We start from the raw sequence: 20962 nt of genomic DNA on the forward strand, positions 1-20962 counted from the left end.
CTTTCTACATCTTTAATTTAAAAATTAACTTCTTGAAAATGGCAAAATTGTACCATCTTATGTACAATCGAGTTATAATGGAAAATATGTAATTTAGCGTTAATTAAAGGAGTATATTAATGGAAACTTCTACTCGTACATTAAATAAGTCATTTATTCAAAGAATCGATTGGCGATTAATATTTATCGTCCTTCTTCTATTTGCAACAAGCTGTTTAATTATCAATTCAGCAATGTCTAGTGGACAATATGGAACAAACTTTTTGTTAAAACAAGTTTTGTATTATGCCATGGGCTTTATTTTGGCCATAATTTTAATATTTATATCGCCAAAAACAATACGTAAATATGTATGGATTGTTTACATCTTAGGTAACCTGTCTTTAGTTGGTTTATTAGTGTCACCTGAATCAAGTTTTACACCGATTATTAATGGCGCTAAAAGTTGGTACAGACTTGGACCAATAAGTGTTCAACCATCCGAGTTTATGAAAATTATATTAATATTGGTGTTAGCAAATGTTGTTTACCAACATAATAGGTTTACATATAATAAATCAATAACAAGAGATTTTAATTTATTATTCAAAATCTTCTTAACTTCTCTCGTTCCAATGGGATTAATCTTGTTCCAAAACGATTTAGGGACGACTTTAGTTTTAATAGCGATTATTTTAGGTGTTATTATCGTATCAGGCGTTACGTGGCGAATTTTGGCTCCAGTGTTTATAGCATTATTTGCTTTTGGATCTAGTGTTATTTTGCTAATGATTTATAAGCCAAGTATCATTGAAAAAGTTTCAGGCGTTCAAACTTATCAATTTGGACGTATTAATTCTTGGTTAGATCCATACACATATAGTTCTGGAGACGGGTATCATTTAACAGAATCTTTAAAAGCAATCGGTTCCGGCCAAATATTCGGTAAAGGACTGAATAACGGCGAAGTATATATACCAGAAAACCATACCGATTTTATTTTCTCTATAATTGGTGAAGAGTTTGGTTTTATTGGAACAATAGCGGTGCTTATAATATTTTTAATGTTATTCTTCCATCTCATAAAACTGGCAACGACTACTTCGCACCCGTTCAATGCTATTTTCATCATTGGTTATTTAACATTTGTACTATTCCATGTTGTACAAAATATTGGTATGACGATACAGTTGTTACCTATTACAGGTATACCTTTACCGTTTATTAGTTACGGCGGATCTTCACTATGGTCACTTATGGCCGGCATAGGTATTATCCTATCAATTTATTATCATGAAAAAGATAAATTTGCAGTAGTCAAAGAAGATAAATAAAAAAAGGATTTATTCATTAGATAAAAACCTAATGAATAAATCCTTTCTTATTTGAGAATGAAGATATTTATTCCAAACTCAATTTATACACAATCTACTGAACAATTATTTCAATTTATTTGTAGCTACGTTTGGTAAACTGCGCATAATCTCAATGCGAGACTTTGTTTCTGTTATGTTTACGCCTAATGATGATAAAAGTTTGACCACATTCTTTACCTTTGACTTAGGTTGTTTCATGGGTACCACCTCTTATTCAAATTAAATATCTTATTATCATTTTACATTATTATATAGTATTTGACTATACTTCAAATGGACTATTTTGTTATTTTTCTATATATTTTGTTAATTTATACTAAAATTTTAACATTTATATCTTAAATAACTTCATATCCTGCATCAAAAATTGCATTTTCAATATTATCTATGCTTGCTGGATCTTCAAATACAACACGCACTTGATTATCTTCAGGGCTTGCTACAACTTCTTTAACACCAATTAATTGCCCTACTGATTCTTCTACAGCTTGTTTACAATGAGCACAACTCATTCCTTCAACATCTATGATACGCTCTTTCATTATGAACATCTCCTAATCATATTTTTATTTATTTACATTGATTTATATATATACCTATTTTGTTTAATTATATGTATATATATGAAAATGGTCAAATACAACCTTTCCATTTTTATTTTAAATGTATTATACTAGTTTAAAGATACAGAAATGGAGGCATTGATATGAATTTTGTACCAAATTTTTCATTTGATTTTTCTCTTATTATATCAGTGCTATTGGTATTGGCATTTATATTAAACGTTGTATTTGGATTTGTTATCATATTCCTAGAACGTAGAGAAGCGAGCGCAATTTGGGCATGGTTGTTAGTATTATTATTCGTACCATTACTCGGTTTCTTTTTATACTTATTATTTGGTAGACAGATTCAGAATAAAAGCATCTTTAATTTAGATGAACAAGATAAAATAGGTTTAGAACATATTGTTAATGAACAACTTAAAGCAATTGATGAAAATAATTTCGAAGTAGATAAACCAGAAATCGCGAATTATAAACATTTAATTCATATGCTTTTATACAATAATTCAGCCTTTTTAACAACTGATAATAAAGTGAAAATTTTTACTGATGGCAATGATAAATTCGATGCATTAATCGAAGATATTAGAAATGCTAAACATTACATACATATTCAGTATTATATTTTTAGAAAAGACAATCTAGGTAAAAAAATATTAAACGAACTCGAGAAGAAATTACACGAAGGCTTAGAAGTCAAAATGTTATATGATGATATGGGCTCACGTAAACTTAACCTTTCATCATTCAAAAAGTTTAGAGAAATTGGCGGAGAAGTGGCAAGTTTCTTCCCTTCTAAATTACCTCTCATTAACTTTAGAATGAACAACCGTAATCATAGAAAAATCGTAGTGATTGATGGCGAAGTTGGTTATGTTGGTGGATTTAATGTTGGCGATGAATATTTAGGACTAGATAAAAAGTTCGGTTATTGGAGAGATACGCATTTACGATTAGAAGGCGACTCTGTTAATGCCTTACAACTTAGATTTATGATGGATTGGAACTCTCAATCAACACGTGACAAAATGCGTTATGAATCAAGATACTTCCCAGATGTTGAATCTGGAGGAAAAGTTGGTGTACAAATTGCTTCCAGTGGTCCCGACGAAGACTGGGAACAAATCAAATATGGTTATCTTAAAATGATTTCAGAAGCTAAAAAAAATATCTATATTCAAACACCATATTTTATACCTGATTCATCATTCTTGGACGCTGTGAAAATAGCTGCATTATCTGGTGTAGATGTGAACGTCATGGTACCTAATAAACCAGATCATCCTTTTGTTTATTGGGCTACTTACGCTAATGTTGGTGAATTAATAAAAGCCGGCGTTAATGTTCATATATATGAGAAAGGTTTCATTCATTCAAAAATGGTCGTTATAGACGACGAAATTGTAAGTATCGGTACGGCTAATATGGATAACAGAAGCTTCGTATTAAACTTTGAAGTCAATGCATTCATTTATGATGAGGAAATAGCTGAATCATCAAGATTAGCATATCAAAACGATATGAAACATTCTTCAACATTAACTATTGAAAAATATGATAGTAGAAGTACATGGATAAAACTTAAAGAAGGTTTAGCTCGATTGCTAACACCACTTCTTTAAACAATATGAGAGTGAGACAAAATCTTATTTTGTGAAAAAGATTTTGTCTCACTCTCAATCACCTTTACCAATATAATATACAGTCCGGGACAATTATTTATGTCCCGGATTTTTTTAAGGAGAAAATGATATGGATAAACAATGGATTATAAAAGAGGCTGAACGTCATGCCCGTTCATTACACAAAGAGGATACAACGGGTCATGATTTTGAACATATTATGAGAGTGAGACATCTCGCTTTAGATATAGCTAAACATGAAAAAATAGATACTTTCATAGTAGAACTAGCAAGTTTGCTCCATGATTCTGTAGATAGCAAATTATTTAAAGACGCAAATAAAGCTTGGGATAATTTATACGTATGGATGAACAAAGTACAACTTTCAACTGAAATACAAAAAGAAATCATTCATATTTTAAAATACATCAGCTATAAAGGCGGCAAAAATAAAGGTAAGCTTAATAGTTTAGCTGGTAAAGTTGTACAAGATGCGGACAGAATAGACGCTTTAGGTGCTATAGGTATTGCTCGAACATTTCAATTTGCAGGTCATTTTAATGAACCTATGCATATTACAGATTCAAAACCTAGAGATTTAAATACGATAACAGCAGATCAATATCATAATGAGCCTAATACTGCGATTAATCATTTTTATGAAAAATTATTATTACTTAAAGACCAAATGAATACAGTTAGAGGAAAAGAAATCGCAGAAGATAGACATAAATTTATGCTAATGTTTTTAGAACAATTTTTCGAAGAATGGAATGTCGGAATATAGTGTCGTCGAATGTTGCACGTGGGCTTTGTCTTGCAACTTAGGACACTAGAATGTTGCACGTGGACCTTGTCTTGCAACTTAGGAGACTAGAATGTTGCACGTGGACCTCGTCTTGCAACTTAGAACGCCGGTATGTTGCACGTGGACCTCGTCTTGCAACTTAGAACGCCGGTATGTTGCACGTGGACCTCGTCTTGCAACTTAGACAACAAAAAAGCGGAAATTCTTATTTAAAAGAATTTCCGCTTTTTCTATTTTACAGAATTGTTGTTACCCTGACTTATTTCTTTTTCTTTTTATTTGAAACGAGCTTAGCTGGTTTCTTATCATTGTTAGCTTCTTGTTGGTTTTTTTCGTGCGCTTCAATGATTGGTTTCATTTCTTCTTCAACTTTACTGTTATAGAAGACATTACCTAACCAAGTTTGAACAACTAGGAAAGCACCACCGACAGCCCAGTATAAACCTAATGCTGAAGCTGAAATGTATGACATCCAAATAATCATGATTGGAGAAATGAACATCATCATTCTCATCATATTCTTTTGTTCATCAGGTACATTAGCGTATTTCATAGAAACAAATGCTTGTAATGCATAAATGATACCTGCAATTATAGTAATGAAGATATCTGGTTGCGTTAAGTTGAACCATAGGAATTGTGGATATTCTGTAATTCCACCTTCAGTTGGGAACTTCAATACATAGAACAAGCCCATTACGATAGGCATTTGAATAACAATTGGTAAACAACCCATGTTCATTGGGTTAATACCGTGCTTTTTGTATAGTGCCATCATATCTTGATTGGCTTCCATTTTTTCTTCTTGAGTTCTAGCACGTTTAACTCTTTCCTGAATTTTTTCCATTTCAGGTTTAGCTAATTTCATTTTTTCACGCATTAATTTTTGATTTTTATACGTTTTCATCATGAATGGGAATAAGACTAAACGCACGATTAACGTAATAATTATAATTGCTAGTCCATAGTTGTGATCTAAGTTAGCACCGAGCCAATGAATTAAATTGTCCATTGGTTTAACAAATGTATTATAAAAGAATCCATCTCTATTCTCAGGTTTAGAATAATCACACCCAGCTAGCACAACCATTACACCGAATAATAATGGCCATAAAGCTTTTTTCTTCATTTTTCCACCTCTATTGATATACTCACATAAAGGTTATTCTACCATAGTTTCTATTCAACATAAATCAATATCTTAAATTTATAGTACTTTTTTATATTGATTATGAAAGCCCTTCACAGTTTGTTCAATATTTGTACTTTTTGCTATAGCTGAAATAATGCTAACCCCATCCGCACCAGCGTTTATCAAAGGTATGACATCAGCTTCTGTTATACCTCCAATAGCAACAATTGGTATATTTTCATCATATCTTCTTAAGTTAGAAATGAGGTCATAACCACCCTCTTCACCTGCATCACTTTTAGAAAGTGTTGAATGTATAGGACCTGTACCTATATAATCAACAAGTGAAACATCTGATAAATCATATTCTTCTTTATTAGCAACGCTTAATCCAATGATTTTATTTTCAAACTTATCTTTAAATAACGATACATTTTTATCGTCTTGTCCAACATGGATACCATCAGCATTTATTTTTAAGGCTAAATCGACATCGTCATTTACTATGAACGGTACATTATATTTTTTACATAGTTCAAATAATTGTTTCGCTAATGTTTCTTTGTCTTTGCCTGTTTTACTATTAGGTCCTTTTTCTCGATATTGAAACATTGTAATACCTGATTTTAATGCTTCCTCAAGAACAGTATATAAATTTTTGTTAGGGACGTCTTGGCTGCCTGCTATAAAATAAACTTTTAGCAATTCTTGTTTAAACATTATTTCACTTCTTTCACATTCTGTTTTTGCTTAACAATTTCATCCGTTATTGCATTCAATTGATCAATAAATGCAACTTTGAATGTACCTGGTAAATGTGCGCCGGATTGTTCACTCGCAATTTCGCTAGCGATATTATACGTTGATAATGCTTCTCCTAATAAATCTACTGTAATTTGTTTTTCATTTGCAAGAAAACCACCCACTACAGCACCTAGTAAACATCCTCCACCAGTAATTTTTGTCAGCATTTCACTACCATTATTTAATTCTAAATATTGATTATTACATGCAATAACATCTGTTTTTCCTGTTAATATAATCGGTAAATTCAATTGTTTATGCGCTTTTTTAGCAATTTTTACTACGTCTAACGAATCATCACTATCTGTGCCTTTCATAGTTGTTTCTTCATCAACTAAAGCTAATATTTCTGATGCGTTACCTCGTATTACATCAACTACTTGATCGTTAAGAAGTGTTTGGCAGAATGTCTTTCTAATTGTTGATGCTCCAACTGCAACTGGGTCTAGTACAACGGGCACTCCGTTATCATGCATTATTTTCGCATATTCTTTCATATCATATGCTTTATCAGTTGTAATTGTACCTATATTTACTAAAAAGGCGCTTGCTACTTTGGAAAATTCTTCCGCTTCTTCTGGTTCTTCACTCATAGCTGGACTTGCTCCTAGCGATATTAAACCGTTCGCTGTAAAGTTTTTTACAACATCATTTGTATAACATACTACGAGTGGTCCTGTTTCTCGAATATTTTGTAGTTTACTCATAATCCAATCCCTCTACTTTTTGATATGCGAAATGATTTACTGGTCCTCTACCTTTTCCTATTTCTGGCGTGTACTTAATTGCTAAAGTAATAAATCTCTTAGCTGTATTAACCGCTTCTTCTATCGTATGTCCTTTAGCTAATTCTGCTGTAATCACTGCGCTAAATGTACAACCAGTCCCATGTGTGTGTTGCGTATCAAATCTTTCACTCTTCCAACTTCGTATACCCTCTTGTGTAAATAAATAATCAATAGCATCACCTTCTAAATGACCACCTTTAATGACAACACCTTTAGAACCAACTTCATTTAAGAAAAATTCTCCAGCTTTTTTGATTTGTTCTTCTGTTTGAATTTTATACCCTGTTATATCTTCAGCTTCTGGTATATTTGGCGTTACCACAGTAGCTAATGGTAATAATATAGATTTTAATTTATTTTTACCTTTATCATCCATCAGTGAATCTCCACTTTTAGCGACCATTACAGGATCAATGACATAAGGTTTATTAGCTTGTTCAATATAAGGTTTGATTGTTTCCATCATTTCTTCTGATGCAATCATGCCCGTTTTTATTGCATCTGGCGTTTCATCATCGAATACACTTTTCAATTGAGATTCAAGTACTTCTATAGGTAAATGGTAGACATCTTGTACACCTAAAGTATTTTGAGAAACGATACTAGTTGGAACTGCCATTCCATATACTCCTGACGCTTGAAATGATTTTAAATCTGCCATGATACCTGCTCCGCCTGTTGGGTCGGTACCAGCAATCGATAACGCAATGTTTGGTTTTTTCATATTTATCTCTCCTCAAATTCCCATTTTTCTTGAATATACGACATGTTGAAGAAATTGCGTTCATGAACAGTGCTTTCTAAAAAATTTCTTTCGACTAGTTCTATTTCTGCTTTAGATGCATTTTCACTAAAAGTATCGAGCCAGTTATCTAGTACGTCCATTAGTTCATCCATACCTTTATAGTAAAATTTAAACCATTCTTGTAACTTATGATTAGACGAAAAATTATTTCTCTCAATAGCTAGTTGAGCTATCCTTCTATATACATATGGACATGGTGCCATAGCTGCTACAGTATAAGCAACATTTTCATGTGCGTACGCATTATAATACATATGCTTAATATAGTGATCTGCAGTAGGATACCATGCCCCATCTTTTATTACTTCATGATAATCTTCACCGATATAATCCGCTAATATTTGATGAGCTCCTACTTCCCCTGAAGAAGCGAATTCTATTTGTTCTAATAAAAATTTCAACTCTTCTTTAGAGTCTATTTTAGGAATTAATAGCGCATAGATTTTAGCAAATTCATTTAAATATCTGGCATCCGCTTTTAAATAATGCTTTACAGCTTCTGCTGAAATATCATCATTTACAAACCCTTGAATGAATCCATCATTATATATTTCTTCAATAATTGGTTCTACTTTTTGTTGTAACTGCTCAGAAAAACGCATGTTATCTCTCCTAATAATTTTTTAAATAAAAAAATGACTTCTTTCGTATAAAAAGAAGTCAATTAAAAGTAGAGTATACGTTAATTGACCACTTTCCTACGTTGGCATTATCCAAATCAGGTATAAGGGACTGAACGAATTCATCTCAGCCTATAGGCGCCCCTAGTAGTCATTCCTTTATTCAATTACTTTAAGATTATCAAATACATTTATAATGGTCAAATTAAACAACATTAGTAAAATATAAAAAATCGCCTAGGATATTTCCTAGACGATTGAATTAATATTATTTATATAACTTGAAAATTAAGCTTTTAGCTTACCACCAATTGTTTTGAGCACGGAAAGCTATTGCTGCGTCAACAGAACCATAACGTTGTTTCGCATAGTTTAACATACCTTTAGTTTGTGTAGCTACAGAACCAGTTCCCCATGATTCTTTAGTTTGACCTAAACCTTGGTAACCATTAGGGCTTACCGCATTTGGATTACCACTTGATTCTGGTAATACAATTGTATTCCACATTGCTTCAGTTCCACCTGCAGCTAAGAATTGAGCTTTAGTAGATCCACCAGTGCTAGCCGATTGAGCTGGCGCTTTATATGAAGTTTGTGAAGTTTGAACTTTATTATATGTTGGTTGAGCTGGTGCTTTGTATGATTGTGTTGGTGCTTGATAGTTAGCTTGGTAAGCTGGTGCTTCAACTTGTGTTTCAGTTTGTTGAACCGGAGCTTGTTGAGCTACTGGAGCTGTTGCTGGTTCAGCTGATTGTACTGGTGCTTGTAATGATAAAGTTTGACCAACAACAATTAGATCTGAATTTAAGTTGTTCCATGCTTTCAATTGAGATACTGTTACATCATATTTAGATGCAATTTTCCCTAAAGTATCTCCTGAAACTACAGTGTATTCTGTAGTCGCTTCAGTATTTTCTGCTTTCGCTTCATTAACTTTAATTACTTGGTTAGGTAAGATTAAGTTTGAATTTAAACCATTGTCCGCTTTAAGTGCGTCAACTGTTGTTCCGTATTGTTTAGAGATCTCAAATAAAGTGTCTCCCGATTTTACTGTATGAGTTGCTGCATCAGCTGTAGCTGTTACCCCTGTCGTAACTGCAACTGCTGCTGTTGAAACTGCTAATAATTTTTTCATGATTGAATATTTCCTCCTGTAAGGTTATCTCTTTATTTATGATTTTTACTTTATAAACTATATCATTAAATTTGATGACATAGGTTACAACCATATGAAAAAACACAGCCAATTATTACAATTGTATTACATAAATCTCAAGAATATTTTACAGCTTTATACTTTCTTGAGAACTTTCATGAAAGTATTCTTTTAAGTTGTGTAAAATTAATTAAAGTGCAATTTGTAACACCACTGTAATTGGTTACACAATTATAATTAAACTCTTAAGTCATATATAAACTACTTATAAAATATAAAATACTTCCCACAAATTTTAGAATAAGTTTGTAGGAAGTAATTAAACGTCCAATAATTTGAACAATTTAATAAGCGTCTGGTTATTTATATTCTTGACACATTGGAATATAGAATCGAGAGTATTTTAGTTTTGGAAGACTATTTTTATTAATAGAGGAATTAGAATGAATCTATGATTTTACTACCATAGATTTATTCGAGGTTTGTGGTTGTTCAGATGTGTCTGTTTCATCATGTATAATTTCAATCATTTTATTATACTGTTTATAAACTTCATCTTGCGACAAGTTATCTTGTTCGTTCTCTTTGGCCTTTTGTTCAGCTGTATTTCTTTCATCGTTCATTCTAACAGATAGTTCTTCTGAATAAGTGTCAGCACTTTCACTTATTAAATCACTTATCTCTTCTTTAGATTGAGGGACACCTTTCCTATTTGTTGAAGGCATATTTAAAAACTTTATCGTTTCACAAATAATTTCAGTAATATATTGCTTTTTATCATCTTTAATATATACACGTGTTTGTATTTGGCCTGTTAAAGCTATTAATTGACCTTTCTTTGTATATTGATGAATATTATATGCTAATTTCCCAAAAGCTTTGCACACAATAAAGTCAACAACCATATTACCTTCTTTAGATTTATAACCCCTTTCAACGGCTAAACAAAATGTAGAAATGATAGTGTCACCTTTCTTAAAATAGGCAGGGTCTTTAGTTAACCTCCCAACTAAAACAGATTTATTAAGCATATCTTTCACCTCCTTATATTTTTAATATAAGGGAATCAACATTTTTACGTCAAAATCCATTTTTTTATATTTTCCATCATAATTTTCAACAATATCCTTAGAATATTGTTATTTACTTAAAAAGTGCTTTATAATAGAACACAAAGTTAAACATTCGTAGTTTTAACATTTAAGGGGGATGTTTATGAAAACATTTAAAGCAGTTCGCTTTCAAATCGTAAATGATGAACAGATTACAGAATATGAATTGTTAGATGGTATTATTATAAATAAAGAAAATAGTGGAACAGGTTGGTTATTAGAAATTTTAATCTCTGATATTCATTATGAACAAATGAAAGAATATCATGACACTCAAAAATTATTAGACACACGCGTCGTTATTACAAGACCATCTAATGACCCTGCATTATTTGATGCGACTATAAAATATATAGAGCAATTAGATGAAAAAATTTCAGTAGTATTTGAATGTCATATTTATACTTTAAGACAAGTTTATGCTGAACGATTACTAGAACAATTAATAGAAGAAGGATTAACAGGTGAAGAACTTAAAACTTCATTTAATCGACTTATGCAATCTAAACCAAAATTAAAAGATGAAAAAAGTAATATATAATAAAGAGTGATATAAAAACTCTCGACTATTTACAACAAATAAAGCCACACCATTGAACGTTCAATGGTGTGGCTTTATACATCTATATAATTTTTATTTTTGATCCACAAGTGCAAAGCTAATTTCACAACTACATGCAACTTCTCCATCTACTGTTGCTTTAGCAGTACCTTTTCCTATTGGACCTTTAATTCTATTGATTTCTACTTCTAATCTTAGCGTGTCACCAGGCACTACTTGTCTCTTAAATCGACACTTATCGATTCCTGCAAACATAGCTAACTTACCTTGGTTTTCTTCTAATCGTAACATTGCTACTGCACCTGTTTGTGCTAAAGCTTCAACGATTAGTACGCCAGGCATTACGGCATAATCAGGAAAATGACCTTGGAAGAAAGGCTCATTCCCAGATACTTGCTTAATACCAACACAACGTTTACCATCTTCTAATTCTACAATTTTATCTAATAATAAAAATGGATAACGATGAGGTATTATTTTTTTAATTTCATTATAATCGTAAATAATTTCTTCCATCATGAACTCCTTCCTGTTAATTCAAAGATGTGCTGCCAAGTTTCAGGTTTAAATACACCAAATGGATTATGCAAAATGCCATAACCAATCATAGTCCCGACAACAAATAGCAAGACCATTAAAATTAGCAATATAAGTAATTTCATCCATAACGGTATTACACGATGTTCAACTTCAATACCTTGAATCGTTTCAACTCTACTCGTTTGAATTTTTTCTTTAAACCTTTTAAATGGCGACTTTCTATTTTTTTCGTCAGTTCTTGATGATTGTGTTTCAGCCATACTAAACCCTCGCTTTATCTTTTAACTTGCCTTCATCATTAATGCGTTCTACATCTGCACCTAATGTTTTTAGTTTACCATGAAAATCAACATAACCTCTATCTAAATGTTTAAGTTCTGTAACATTTGTATAACCATCAGATACTAGTCCAGCAAGTATAAGTGCTGCACCTGCTCTTAAGTCTGTTGCTTTTACATCTGCACCTTGTAAGTCATCATGTCCCGTAATCATAGCACTTCTACCGTTAATAAATATATCAGCATTCATACGTTTAAATTCTTCAACATGCATGAATCTATTTTCAAAGACAGTTTCAGTTATTTTACTTGTTCCGTTAGCAGTTAATAACAACGCCATAATTTGAGATTGCATATCCGTAGGGAAACCAGGATGTGGCATCGTTTTAACATCGATAGCTTTAATTTCACCAGGCACTTGAATATTTAAGCCATCTTTAATTTCTGTTATTTGAACACCAGCTTCTTCTAGTTTCGAAACTAAGCTTGACATATGTTCTCTTATTGCTCCGATTACATTTATATTACCTCTTGTAATAGCGCCAGCAATCATAAATGTACCAGCTTCAATTCTATCAGGAATAATAGAATGCTCTGCTCCTACTAAATAATCGACTCCAATTATTTTAATTGTATCCGTACCTGCTCCATGTACTTGAGCACCCATTTCATTTAAATAATTAGCTAAGTCAACTATTTCCGGTTCTCTAGCAACGTTTTGTATTTCAGTTTTTCCGTCTGCTAATACAGCTGCCATCATAATATTTTGAGTAGCACCAACGCTTGGGAAATCTAAATAAATTTTACTGCCTTTTAAACCATTAGGTGTAGTTGCTTCTATAAATCCATTATGTAATTCTATTTCAGCACCCAATGCTTCGAAGCCCTTTAAATGTTGTTCAATTGGTCTTGATCCAATTGCACAACCTCCCGGTAAAGCAACTCTAGCATGACCTTCTCTTGCTAATAATGGACCCATTACTAATATGCTTGCTCTCATTTTGCTTACATATTCATAAGGTGCCTCTATTTTTAAAGGATTAGATGAATCAACCTTTACAGTATTATTATCTGCCTCATATTCTATTTCTGCATTTAAATGTGTTAATACGTTATTTATTGTATCAACATCACTTAACTTTGGTACATTCGTTAAAACGCTTTGACCTTCAGACGGTAAAAGTGTAGCTGTCAATATAGGTAGAACTGCGTTTTTAGCCCCTTCTACAACAACTGTTCCTTCTAGACGTTTCCCGCCTTTTACGACGATTTTATCCATATAATTGTCCTCCACAAATACATCACTATTATTTAATTTACAAAAGTATATATATATTAAATACACACTTTTAATTAATCATAAACATTCACCAAAACATTATACTACTTTTTTGTTCTTTTTACATACATTTATGTATTTTCTTGTAATTTTTAGAAAAGTAATTTTAATTGTAACGAATATTGGAGGATATCTAAAATAAAACGACTCAGACTTGTACCTAATAAAACAGCTAAAATGATTATAAATGTTTGAGCTTGCGCTATATGATTTTTCTTGAAAATTTGCTCTAACCTAACGCCTTGTAACGCCCAAAAAGCTAAACATACACATACAACATGAAGAATTAATCCTATAATACCTAATTGACCATAATATTCCATACTCTCAATCCTTTCACTAGAACAAAGGGAGTGGGACAGATATTTCATTTTCCTAAAAATATTTCATAGTCCCATCCCGGCAAAGATGACCAGAATTGAAATAACTTTGGTATAAGCGTATTTTCAGTCCAGTCAGCTACTGCCATTATAATAAATTAGGCTGAGACATATATTTTTGTCTCAGCCTGTATAATTATCTAAATTTAGCCACTTCAATTCGATTAATTGCACGACTTAACGCGCGTTCAGCACGTCTATAATCAACATCATCACGATTACTATGTAATCGTTCTTCTGCACGTTCTTTAGAATTAATCGCACGTTCTTTATCTATATCCTCAGCTGTTTCAGCTGACTGAACTAGAACAGTAACTTTATCAGTTCTTACTTCAACAAATCCTTCGGAAACAGCTAAATACTCTGTACCACTTGCTTTGTTTACTTTAACATATCCTGTTTTTAATGCTGCAACAGTTGGAATATGGCCAGCCATTACACCCATTTCTCCAGTTTCAGTATGTAAAACAACAAGTTCAACATCTTTTGCTGAGTAAACAGATCCATTAGGAGTGACAACATCTAAGGTAAATGTATTCATTTTCCATTCCTCCTAATTAGTATTAGACCTCTACACCCATGTTTTTAGCATTTTCAAGAACTGCTTCGATACCACCGACTAAACGGAAAGCATCTTCTGGTATATGGTCATATTGTCCCTCTAGTATTGCTTTGAAATCTTGTACAGTTTGACTAACTGGTACATATGATCCTTTTTGGCCAGTAAATTGTTCTGCTACATGGAAGTTTTGAGATAAGAAGAATTGAATACGACGAGCACGTTCAACTGTTTTCTTATCATCATCTGATAATTCATCCATACCAAGGATAGCTATGATATCTTGTAATTCTCTATACTTTTGTAAAGTCTGTTGAACACGACGTGCAACGTCATAATGCTCGTCACCAACAATTTCAGGTGTTAAGGCACGCGACGTTGAAGCCAAAGGATCAACCGCTGGGTATATACCCATTTCTGTCAATTTACGCTCAAGGTTTGTAGTTGCATCTAAGTGAGCGAAAGCAGTAGCTGGCGCTGGGTCAGTATAGTCATCGGCTGGTACGAATACCGCTTGAATAGATGTAACTGATCCTTTATTAGTAGATGTAATACGTTCTTGTAATTGTCCCATCTCAGTAGCAAGAGTTGGTTGATAACCAACTGCTGAAGGCATACGACCTAACAATGCAGAAACTTCAGAACCTGCTTGAGTAAAGCGGAAGATGTTATCAATGAATAATAATACATCTTGTCCTTGTTCATCACGGAAGTATTCAGCCATAGTTAAACCTGATAATGCAACTCTAGCACGAGCGCCTGGTGGTTCGTTCATTTGTCCAAAGACCATTGCCGTTTTCTTAATAACGCCTGAATCGCTCATTTCATAGTATAAGTCGTTACCTTCACGTGTACGTTCACCTACACCTGCGAATACAGAAATACCACCATGCTCTTGAGCAATATTATTAATTAATTCTTGAATAAGAACTGTTTTACCTACACCGGCACCACCGAATAGACCGATTTTACCACCTTTAATATATGGTGCTAATAAGTCTACTACTTTAATTCCAGTTTCAAGAATTTCTACTTTTGTAGATAAATCTTCAAACTTAGGAGCTAAACGATGAATAGGGTCACGACGAACACTTTCATCAAGCTCTTCACCTAAATCAATTTTTTCACCTAAAACATTAAACACACGACCTAATGTAGCATCTCCAACCGGTACTGAAATAGCTTTACCAGTGTCTACTACTTCTTGACCACGTTTCACACCATCAGTTGATGCCATAGCTATTGTACGTACAACATCATCACCAAGGTGTAATGCAACTTCTAATGCTAAATTAAAAGTGTTACCGTCGGGACGGTCTACTTTAATTGTCAAAGCATTATTAAGTTCCGGCAATTCACCATGTGGGAAACGTACGTCAATAACTGGCCCTGTAATTTGCGTTACTCGGCCTAATCCCATGTAAATTCCTCCTAATCTTATTCTAGTGCAGCTGCTCCGCCTACAATCTCAGTAATTTGTTGAGTAATTGCAGCTTGTCTAGCTCTGTTATATTGTATTGATAATTCGTCAATTAATTCAGAAGCATTGTCTGTAGCATTTTTCATAGCCGTCATTCTAGAAGCATGCTCACTTGCTTTACCGTCTAATACAGCACCATAGATTAAACTAATAGCATATTGTGGTAATATAACTTCTAAAATAGTTTCTTTATCTGGTTCGAATTCGTAGCCAGCCATTAAGCTTGAACCTTTTCCTGTATCTTCATCAGATAAAGGTAGTATCCTTTTAGACCTAACTTGTTGCTCAAGAACACTTACAAAGTGACTATAGTATAAAGTCAGTTCATCGTAAAATTCTTCGTTGAATAAGTCTACTGCTTTTTCAGTTAAAGCTTGAACATCTTTAAAAGTAGGTTGATCTGGTAATCCCGTATATTCTTCAACAACATTATAATCTCTGTTCTTCAAGAAATCTCGACCTACACGACCTACTACAACAATTGCATATTCATCTGGGTTGTTGTTATGTTTTTCTTTAATATCATTTACTAAATTTTTTAATATATTTGCACTATATGGTCCTGCTAATCCTTTGTCAGAAGTTATCACTAAATAACCTGAACGTTTTACTTCTCGTTTTTTAAGCATCGGATGAGATACATCCGAACTTTTAGAAGCAATAGCTGTTATTGCATCTTGCATTTTATTCATATAAGGTTCAAATGCACTTGCGTTTTCTTCAGCTCTACGTAATTTAGAATTAGAAACCATGTTCATTGCTTTTGTAATTTGACTCGTACTTTGCGTAGAAGTGATTCTTCCTTTGATTTCTCTAAGTGAAGCCACAATTTCACCACCTTTTATTTAAAGCTTAATATTACTCTACTTGAGATTTATTAAATACTTTTTTGAATCCTTCGATAGCAGAAACAAATTTATCATCAGATGGTAATTGTTTTGTTTCGCGAATTTCTTTATATAAATCGCTAGCATTAGAATCGATCCAATTTAAGAATTCATCTTCAAATCTTGTAATGTCTACAACAGGAATGTCATCTAAATGACCTTTAGTCAATGCGTATAAGATAACAACTTGTCGTTCAACAGATAATGGTTTATTTTGATCTTGTTTAAGTACTTCTACTGTACGTTTACCACGTTCTAATTTCGCTTTAGTTGCAGCATCTAAGTCTGAACCGAATTGAGCAAATGACTCTAATTCACGATAAGAAGCTAAGTCTAAACGTAAAGTACCAGCAACTTTCTTCATTGCTTTAATTTGTGCCGAACCACCAACACGTGAAACTGATAAACCTGCGTTAATCGCTGGTCTTACACCTGAGAAGAATAAGTCTGATTGTAAGAATATTTGACCGTCTGTAATTGAAATAACGTTTGTCGGTACGTAAGCAGAGATATCACCTGCTTGCGTTTCAACGAAAGGTAATGCAGTAATTGAACCGCCACCTAATTCATCATTCAATTTAGCAGCACGTTCTAATAAACGACTGTGTAAGTAGAATACGTCACCTGGATAAGCTTCACGGCCTGGCGGACGACGTAGTAATAATGATAATTCACGGTAAGCTGCTGCTTGTTTCGTTAAATCATCATAAACAACTAATACGTGTTTACCATTGAACATGAACTCTTCACCCATAGCTACACCAGAATAAGGTGCAATATACAGTAAAGGAGCAGGTTGAGCTGCAGATGCTGATACAACGATTGTGTAATCTAATGCACCATGTCTACGTAATGTTTCAACTGCTGTACGAACTGTAGATTCTTTTTGACCTATAGCTACGTATATACAAATCATATCTTGGTCTTTTTGGTTTAAAATAGTATCGATTGCTACAGTAGTTTTACCTGTTTGACGGTCACCGATGATTAACTCACGTTGTCCACGTCCAATTGGTACTAATGCGTCAATCGCTTTAATACCAGTTTGTAGAGGTTCATCTACTGATTTACGATCCATAACACCTGTTGCAGGTGATTCTACAGGGCGTGTTTTAGAAGTGTTAATTGGACCTTGTCCATCTATTGGTTGTCCTAAAGGATTCACAACACGTCCGATTAATTCTTCGCCTACTGGTACTTCCATGATACGTCCAGTACGCTTAACTTCATCGCCTTCTTTAATACCTTCTGCAGGTCCTAAAATGACGATACCTACGTTATTTTCTTCTAAGTTTTGTGCCAAACCTAAAACGCCAGTATGAAACTCTAAAAGTTCACCAGCCATAACGTCATTCAAGCCATGAGCTAATGCAATACCATCCCCGACTTGGATAACTGTACCAACGTCGGTAACTGACATTTCAGACTCATAGTTTTCAATTTGAGAGCGTAATAAAGCACTGATTTCTTCAGCTTTAATGGCCATCTATGTCACTCCTTAATAATTATTTCATTTGATGAAATGATTTTGTTAATTGATTTAAATCATTCTGAATCGAGCCGTCGTAAACTTTCGTACCTATCGTTACACGAACACCGCCAATTAAAGAATCATTTATTTCATTTTCTAAAATTAATTTCTTTAAACCTGTACGCTTAATAAAAACTTTCCCTATTTCATCTAATTCTTCGTTAGATAACGGATAGACAGATTCAACTTTCATTAAATCTTGACTATGTACTTGATTATAAATATTTCTATAATCTATAAAAACACTAGGAATTAAAGACAATTTGTTGTTATTAGCTAATAAGAATAATGTGTTCATTAAAGGTTTAGATACGCCTTTGAATACATTTTCAACTAAAGCTTGTCTGTCTTCTTGAGCTAACTTTGGATTATAATCTATAGCCTTAATTTCATCTAGATTTGGTTTCACACTATTTTCTAGCGTTTCGAGTTCGTTTAATATTGTGTCTTCTATGTTATGTTCTTTTGCTACATCATATAAAGCTTGGGCATATTTTTGACTTATATTCGCCATTATTTTTCCCCTGCCTCTTTAATGTATTTTTCAACAAGTTCTTTTTGATCTTGTTCAGAAATCTCTTTATTAATTACTTTAGAAGCTATTAATACAGAAAGTTCAGATACACGATTATTAATATCAGCAATTGCTCTTTGTTTCTCTTGCTGAATCTCTGCTTGTGCTGATTGAATTAACCCATTTGCTTTAACATTTGCATCACTTATAATTTGCTCTTGTTGTACTTTAGCTTGATGTTTTGCATCATCAAGAATTGTTTGTACTTCTTCTTGAGTCTTTTTAAGGATGTCTCTATTTTCTTCTTCTAATTTTTTTGCATTTACCTTTGCTGCTTGAGCGTCATCAATATCTTTATTGATAGTTTCTTCACGTTCATCCATTATGGATTTCAATGGTCCCCAAGCATATTTCTTTAATAAAGCTAACAGGATTAAAAACGTGATTAATGTGAATAAAGCTGTTCCCCATTCAACGCCACTGCCTGTTGCACCTAAAACCAATACGTTATGATCCACTGCCAATTACACTCCTTTCATTGCAAGTCAAGGTTCTAACACCTCATAAATGAATGGCGAAATCCTTTTTAGATAGACTCCGCCTGTTCTAAAAATATGTTAGCTTATCGGTTCATTACCATGAATGCTACTACAACTGCAATGATAGGTAGGGCTTCAACTAAACCAACACCGATAAACATAATTGTCATTAATGGACCACGTGCTTCTGGTTGACGTGCAACACCTTCAACTGTTCTTGAAACGATAAGACCGTTACCAATACCTGCTCCTAATGCTGCTAAACCGATTGCGATTGCCGCTGCTAATACACCTAAACTCATTATAATTTTCCTCCTAGAATTAAAAATATTAATTGTTTTTTAAATTTTATATTAATGATCTTCTGCCACTTTGTGGGACATATAAACCATTGATAACATTACAAATATGTACGCTTGAATTGAACCTATAAAAATTGAGAATGCTTGCCATACCATAGCAGGTAAAAATGCGCCTAAAACTCCTAAAGCGCCGCCAGCAGCTAAAGTACCTAGTAAACCTAATAATACTTCACCTGCAAATATATTACCGTACAAACGTAGACCAAGCGTCAATGTTGAAGCAAATTCTTCAACAATTTTGAATGGCACCATTAAAGCTACCGGTTGAACGAACGATTTTAAATATCCACTCGTTCCACGCATTTTCACACCGTAGAAGTGTGTGAGCAATACCATTAAAGTAGCTAATGTTAATGTCACAGTAGGATCTGCTGTTGGTGATTTCCACCATAATGTGTGTCCTACAACAATTGAGAATGGAAGTCCTAACATATTAGAAACAAAAATAAATAATATTAATGTTACTGCAAGGAAATGGAATTTCCCTCCCTCTTTCCATGCCATATTACTTTGAATGATGCCTTTAACGAAGTCAAAAATCCATTCAATAAAGTTTTGAGCACCAGAAGGTCTTACTTTTAAATTTCTAGTACAAGCTACAGCTATCGCAAAAACGATAATTGCTGAAACTACTATCATTAAGACACTTGAAAGATTGAATATTAAGTCAAACCCTCCAAAATTGATGGACCACAAAGGTGATTCGTGTTCCATATTTTCACCTCTTTTCACAATTTTAATTATTTAATCGAGATTTTTGAGTGACCTAAACATGATTAACACATATGCAATCATCAGCCCTACTAAAATTCCGATAATATCAACAATTATTGGATATTTAAGCCAGAAACAACATGCAACAATAGTTACAAGGTACCTTACCCAGTTTCCAGTTGATAATTGTAATGATTCAGCATTTTTTGCTCGATTGAGGTAAACTTCCCATGAAAACAAGTTAACAGCTGATGCTATTGTTCCAATTATTAGTCCTAAAATGAACTCATGTTTCAAGAAGAAATAAACGACAACTAGAAAAATAACGAAGAAAATAAAATACTGTAAATAAGACTTGAAAAAGCCCTTGAAATCAAACATGCAGCTGAAACTCCTTTAATTAGTTGTATATCTTTGAAAACCGTTTCATCACACAATTTTCATGATAATATAGTGGCCTTATAGTGTCAATGCTATGTCAAAAATAGAAAACAAATTTTTGTCATTTT

At 33.1% G+C, this 20962-nt stretch carries 26 protein-coding genes and 1 riboswitch; of the genes, 4 read left to right on the plus strand and 22 right to left on the minus strand.

Annotation, left to right across the window (positions count from 1 at the left end; all coding sequences use genetic code 11):
* Positions 1-119 precede the first annotated feature (119 nt).
* Positions 120-1313: an FtsW/RodA/SpoVE family cell cycle protein gene (locus LQ615_RS11590; RefSeq protein ID WP_135021140.1), complete on the plus strand. Its 1194-nt coding sequence runs from the start codon at positions 120-122 to the stop codon at positions 1311-1313.
* Between the two features lie 105 nt (positions 1314-1418).
* On the opposite strand, the gene LQ615_RS11595 is transcribed toward LQ615_RS11590, so the two are convergent.
* Both LQ615_RS11595 and LQ615_RS11600 read right to left on the minus strand, forming a co-directional pair.
* Entirely contained in the window at positions 1419-1553 is a 135-nt protein-coding gene (locus LQ615_RS11595) for an Lmo0850 family protein (RefSeq protein WP_016999704.1), read from the minus strand.
* A 140-nt stretch (positions 1554-1693) separates the two neighbouring features.
* The gene (locus LQ615_RS11600) at positions 1694-1897 is read right to left on the minus strand and encodes a copper ion binding protein (RefSeq protein WP_016999705.1); all 204 of its coding nucleotides are present in this window, start codon (positions 1895-1897) and stop codon (positions 1694-1696) included.
* Positions 1898-2061: 164 nt separating this feature from the next.
* Here LQ615_RS11600 and cls point away from each other — a divergent pair, with 164 nt between their 5' ends.
* The gene (gene cls, locus LQ615_RS11605; RefSeq protein WP_135021137.1) at positions 2062-3543 is read left to right on the plus strand and encodes a cardiolipin synthase; all 1482 of its coding nucleotides are present in this window, start codon (positions 2062-2064) and stop codon (positions 3541-3543) included.
* A gap of 130 nt (positions 3544-3673) precedes the next feature.
* Positions 3674-4330: an HD domain-containing protein gene (locus LQ615_RS11610; protein WP_239704097.1), complete on the plus strand. Its 657-nt coding sequence runs from the start codon at positions 3674-3676 to the stop codon at positions 4328-4330.
* Between the two features lie 280 nt (positions 4331-4610).
* Here the strand turns inward: LQ615_RS11610 and yidC are convergent, their stop codons facing one another.
* The 7 genes from yidC to LQ615_RS11645 all read right to left on the minus strand — a co-directional run bounded on the left by yidC (position 4611) and on the right by LQ615_RS11645 (position 10687).
* Positions 4611-5480 carry a membrane protein insertase YidC gene (yidC, locus tag LQ615_RS11615; RefSeq protein WP_016999708.1) on the minus strand — a complete coding sequence of 290 codons (870 nt, stop codon included), beginning with the start codon at positions 5478-5480 and terminating at the stop codon, positions 4611-4613.
* A 78-nt stretch (positions 5481-5558) separates the two neighbouring features.
* Entirely contained in the window at positions 5559-6203 is a 645-nt protein-coding gene (thiE, locus tag LQ615_RS11620) for a thiamine phosphate synthase (RefSeq protein WP_016999709.1), read from the minus strand.
* Positions 6203-6994: a hydroxyethylthiazole kinase gene (gene thiM, locus LQ615_RS11625; protein WP_239704098.1), complete on the minus strand. Its 792-nt coding sequence runs from the start codon at positions 6992-6994 to the stop codon at positions 6203-6205. Before thiM ends, thiE begins: the two co-directional genes overlap by 1 nt.
* Positions 6987-7799 carry a bifunctional hydroxymethylpyrimidine kinase/phosphomethylpyrimidine kinase gene (gene thiD / locus LQ615_RS11630; protein ID WP_103268929.1) on the minus strand — a complete coding sequence of 271 codons (813 nt, stop codon included), beginning with the start codon at positions 7797-7799 and terminating at the stop codon, positions 6987-6989. The genes thiM and thiD overlap by 8 nt, the downstream gene beginning before the upstream one ends.
* 2 nt (positions 7800-7801) lie before the next feature.
* Positions 7802-8482 carry a thiaminase II gene (gene tenA / locus LQ615_RS11635; protein WP_216683327.1) on the minus strand — a complete coding sequence of 227 codons (681 nt, stop codon included), beginning with the start codon at positions 8480-8482 and terminating at the stop codon, positions 7802-7804.
* Positions 8483-8558: 76 nt separating this feature from the next.
* Positions 8559-8656: riboswitch (TPP riboswitch) on the minus strand.
* A gap of 145 nt (positions 8657-8801) precedes the next feature.
* A complete protein-coding gene (locus LQ615_RS13590) occupies positions 8802-9635 on the minus strand; it encodes a LysM peptidoglycan-binding domain-containing protein (protein ID WP_239704099.1) in 834 nt (277 codons plus the stop codon).
* Between the two features lie 470 nt (positions 9636-10105).
* The gene (locus tag LQ615_RS11645; protein ID WP_239704100.1) at positions 10106-10687 is read right to left on the minus strand and encodes a single-stranded DNA-binding protein; all 582 of its coding nucleotides are present in this window, start codon (positions 10685-10687) and stop codon (positions 10106-10108) included.
* Positions 10688-10871: 184 nt separating this feature from the next.
* Between LQ615_RS11645 and LQ615_RS11650 the strand changes: the two genes are divergently transcribed.
* The gene (locus LQ615_RS11650; RefSeq protein ID WP_016999715.1) at positions 10872-11309 is read left to right on the plus strand and encodes a YwpF family protein; all 438 of its coding nucleotides are present in this window, start codon (positions 10872-10874) and stop codon (positions 11307-11309) included.
* Between the two features lie 93 nt (positions 11310-11402).
* Here the strand turns inward: LQ615_RS11650 and fabZ are convergent, their stop codons facing one another.
* From fabZ to LQ615_RS11715, 13 genes are all read right to left on the minus strand, one after another.
* A complete protein-coding gene (gene fabZ / locus LQ615_RS11655; RefSeq protein ID WP_016998917.1) occupies positions 11403-11846 on the minus strand; it encodes a 3-hydroxyacyl-ACP dehydratase FabZ in 444 nt (147 codons plus the stop codon).
* Entirely contained in the window at positions 11846-12130 is a 285-nt protein-coding gene (locus LQ615_RS11660) for a DNA-directed RNA polymerase subunit beta (protein WP_016998916.1), read from the minus strand. Before LQ615_RS11660 ends, fabZ begins: the two co-directional genes overlap by 1 nt.
* A gap of 1 nt (position 12131) precedes the next feature.
* Positions 12132-13427: a UDP-N-acetylglucosamine 1-carboxyvinyltransferase gene (gene murA / locus LQ615_RS11665; protein WP_216683329.1), complete on the minus strand. Its 1296-nt coding sequence runs from the start codon at positions 13425-13427 to the stop codon at positions 12132-12134.
* 152 nt (positions 13428-13579) lie between these two features.
* Positions 13580-13810, minus strand: a complete 231-nt coding sequence (locus LQ615_RS11670; protein WP_016998911.1) for a DUF1146 family protein — start codon at positions 13808-13810, stop codon at positions 13580-13582.
* Between the two features lie 193 nt (positions 13811-14003).
* Entirely contained in the window at positions 14004-14408 is a 405-nt protein-coding gene (locus LQ615_RS11675; RefSeq protein WP_016998910.1) for a F0F1 ATP synthase subunit epsilon, read from the minus strand.
* 22 nt (positions 14409-14430) lie between these two features.
* The gene (gene atpD / locus LQ615_RS11680) at positions 14431-15846 is read right to left on the minus strand and encodes a F0F1 ATP synthase subunit beta (RefSeq protein WP_064204155.1); all 1416 of its coding nucleotides are present in this window, start codon (positions 15844-15846) and stop codon (positions 14431-14433) included.
* A 17-nt stretch (positions 15847-15863) separates the two neighbouring features.
* Positions 15864-16733: an ATP synthase F1 subunit gamma gene (atpG, locus tag LQ615_RS11685; RefSeq protein WP_016998909.1), complete on the minus strand. Its 870-nt coding sequence runs from the start codon at positions 16731-16733 to the stop codon at positions 15864-15866.
* A 31-nt stretch (positions 16734-16764) separates the two neighbouring features.
* Entirely contained in the window at positions 16765-18279 is a 1515-nt protein-coding gene (gene atpA / locus LQ615_RS11690) for a F0F1 ATP synthase subunit alpha (RefSeq protein WP_016998908.1), read from the minus strand.
* Between the two features lie 19 nt (positions 18280-18298).
* A complete protein-coding gene (locus tag LQ615_RS11695) occupies positions 18299-18838 on the minus strand; it encodes a F0F1 ATP synthase subunit delta (protein ID WP_239704101.1) in 540 nt (179 codons plus the stop codon).
* Positions 18838-19362 carry a F0F1 ATP synthase subunit B gene (locus LQ615_RS11700; protein WP_016998906.1) on the minus strand — a complete coding sequence of 175 codons (525 nt, stop codon included), beginning with the start codon at positions 19360-19362 and terminating at the stop codon, positions 18838-18840. The genes LQ615_RS11695 and LQ615_RS11700 overlap by 1 nt, the downstream gene beginning before the upstream one ends.
* A 98-nt stretch (positions 19363-19460) precedes the next feature.
* Positions 19461-19679, minus strand: a complete 219-nt coding sequence (atpE, locus tag LQ615_RS11705) for a F0F1 ATP synthase subunit C (protein ID WP_016998905.1) — start codon at positions 19677-19679, stop codon at positions 19461-19463.
* 51 nt (positions 19680-19730) lie between these two features.
* The gene (atpB, locus tag LQ615_RS11710; RefSeq protein WP_016998904.1) at positions 19731-20453 is read right to left on the minus strand and encodes a F0F1 ATP synthase subunit A; all 723 of its coding nucleotides are present in this window, start codon (positions 20451-20453) and stop codon (positions 19731-19733) included.
* 30 nt (positions 20454-20483) lie between these two features.
* Positions 20484-20834 (minus strand): ATP synthase subunit I, encoded by a 351-nt coding sequence (locus tag LQ615_RS11715; RefSeq protein WP_016998903.1) that lies wholly within the window; start codon positions 20832-20834, stop codon positions 20484-20486.
* Positions 20835-20962: the final 128 nt, after the last annotated feature.

Source organism: Mammaliicoccus sp. C-M13 (assembly GCF_022386845.1).
Classification (GTDB): Bacteria; Bacillota; Bacilli; order Staphylococcales; family Staphylococcaceae; genus Mammaliicoccus; species Mammaliicoccus lentus.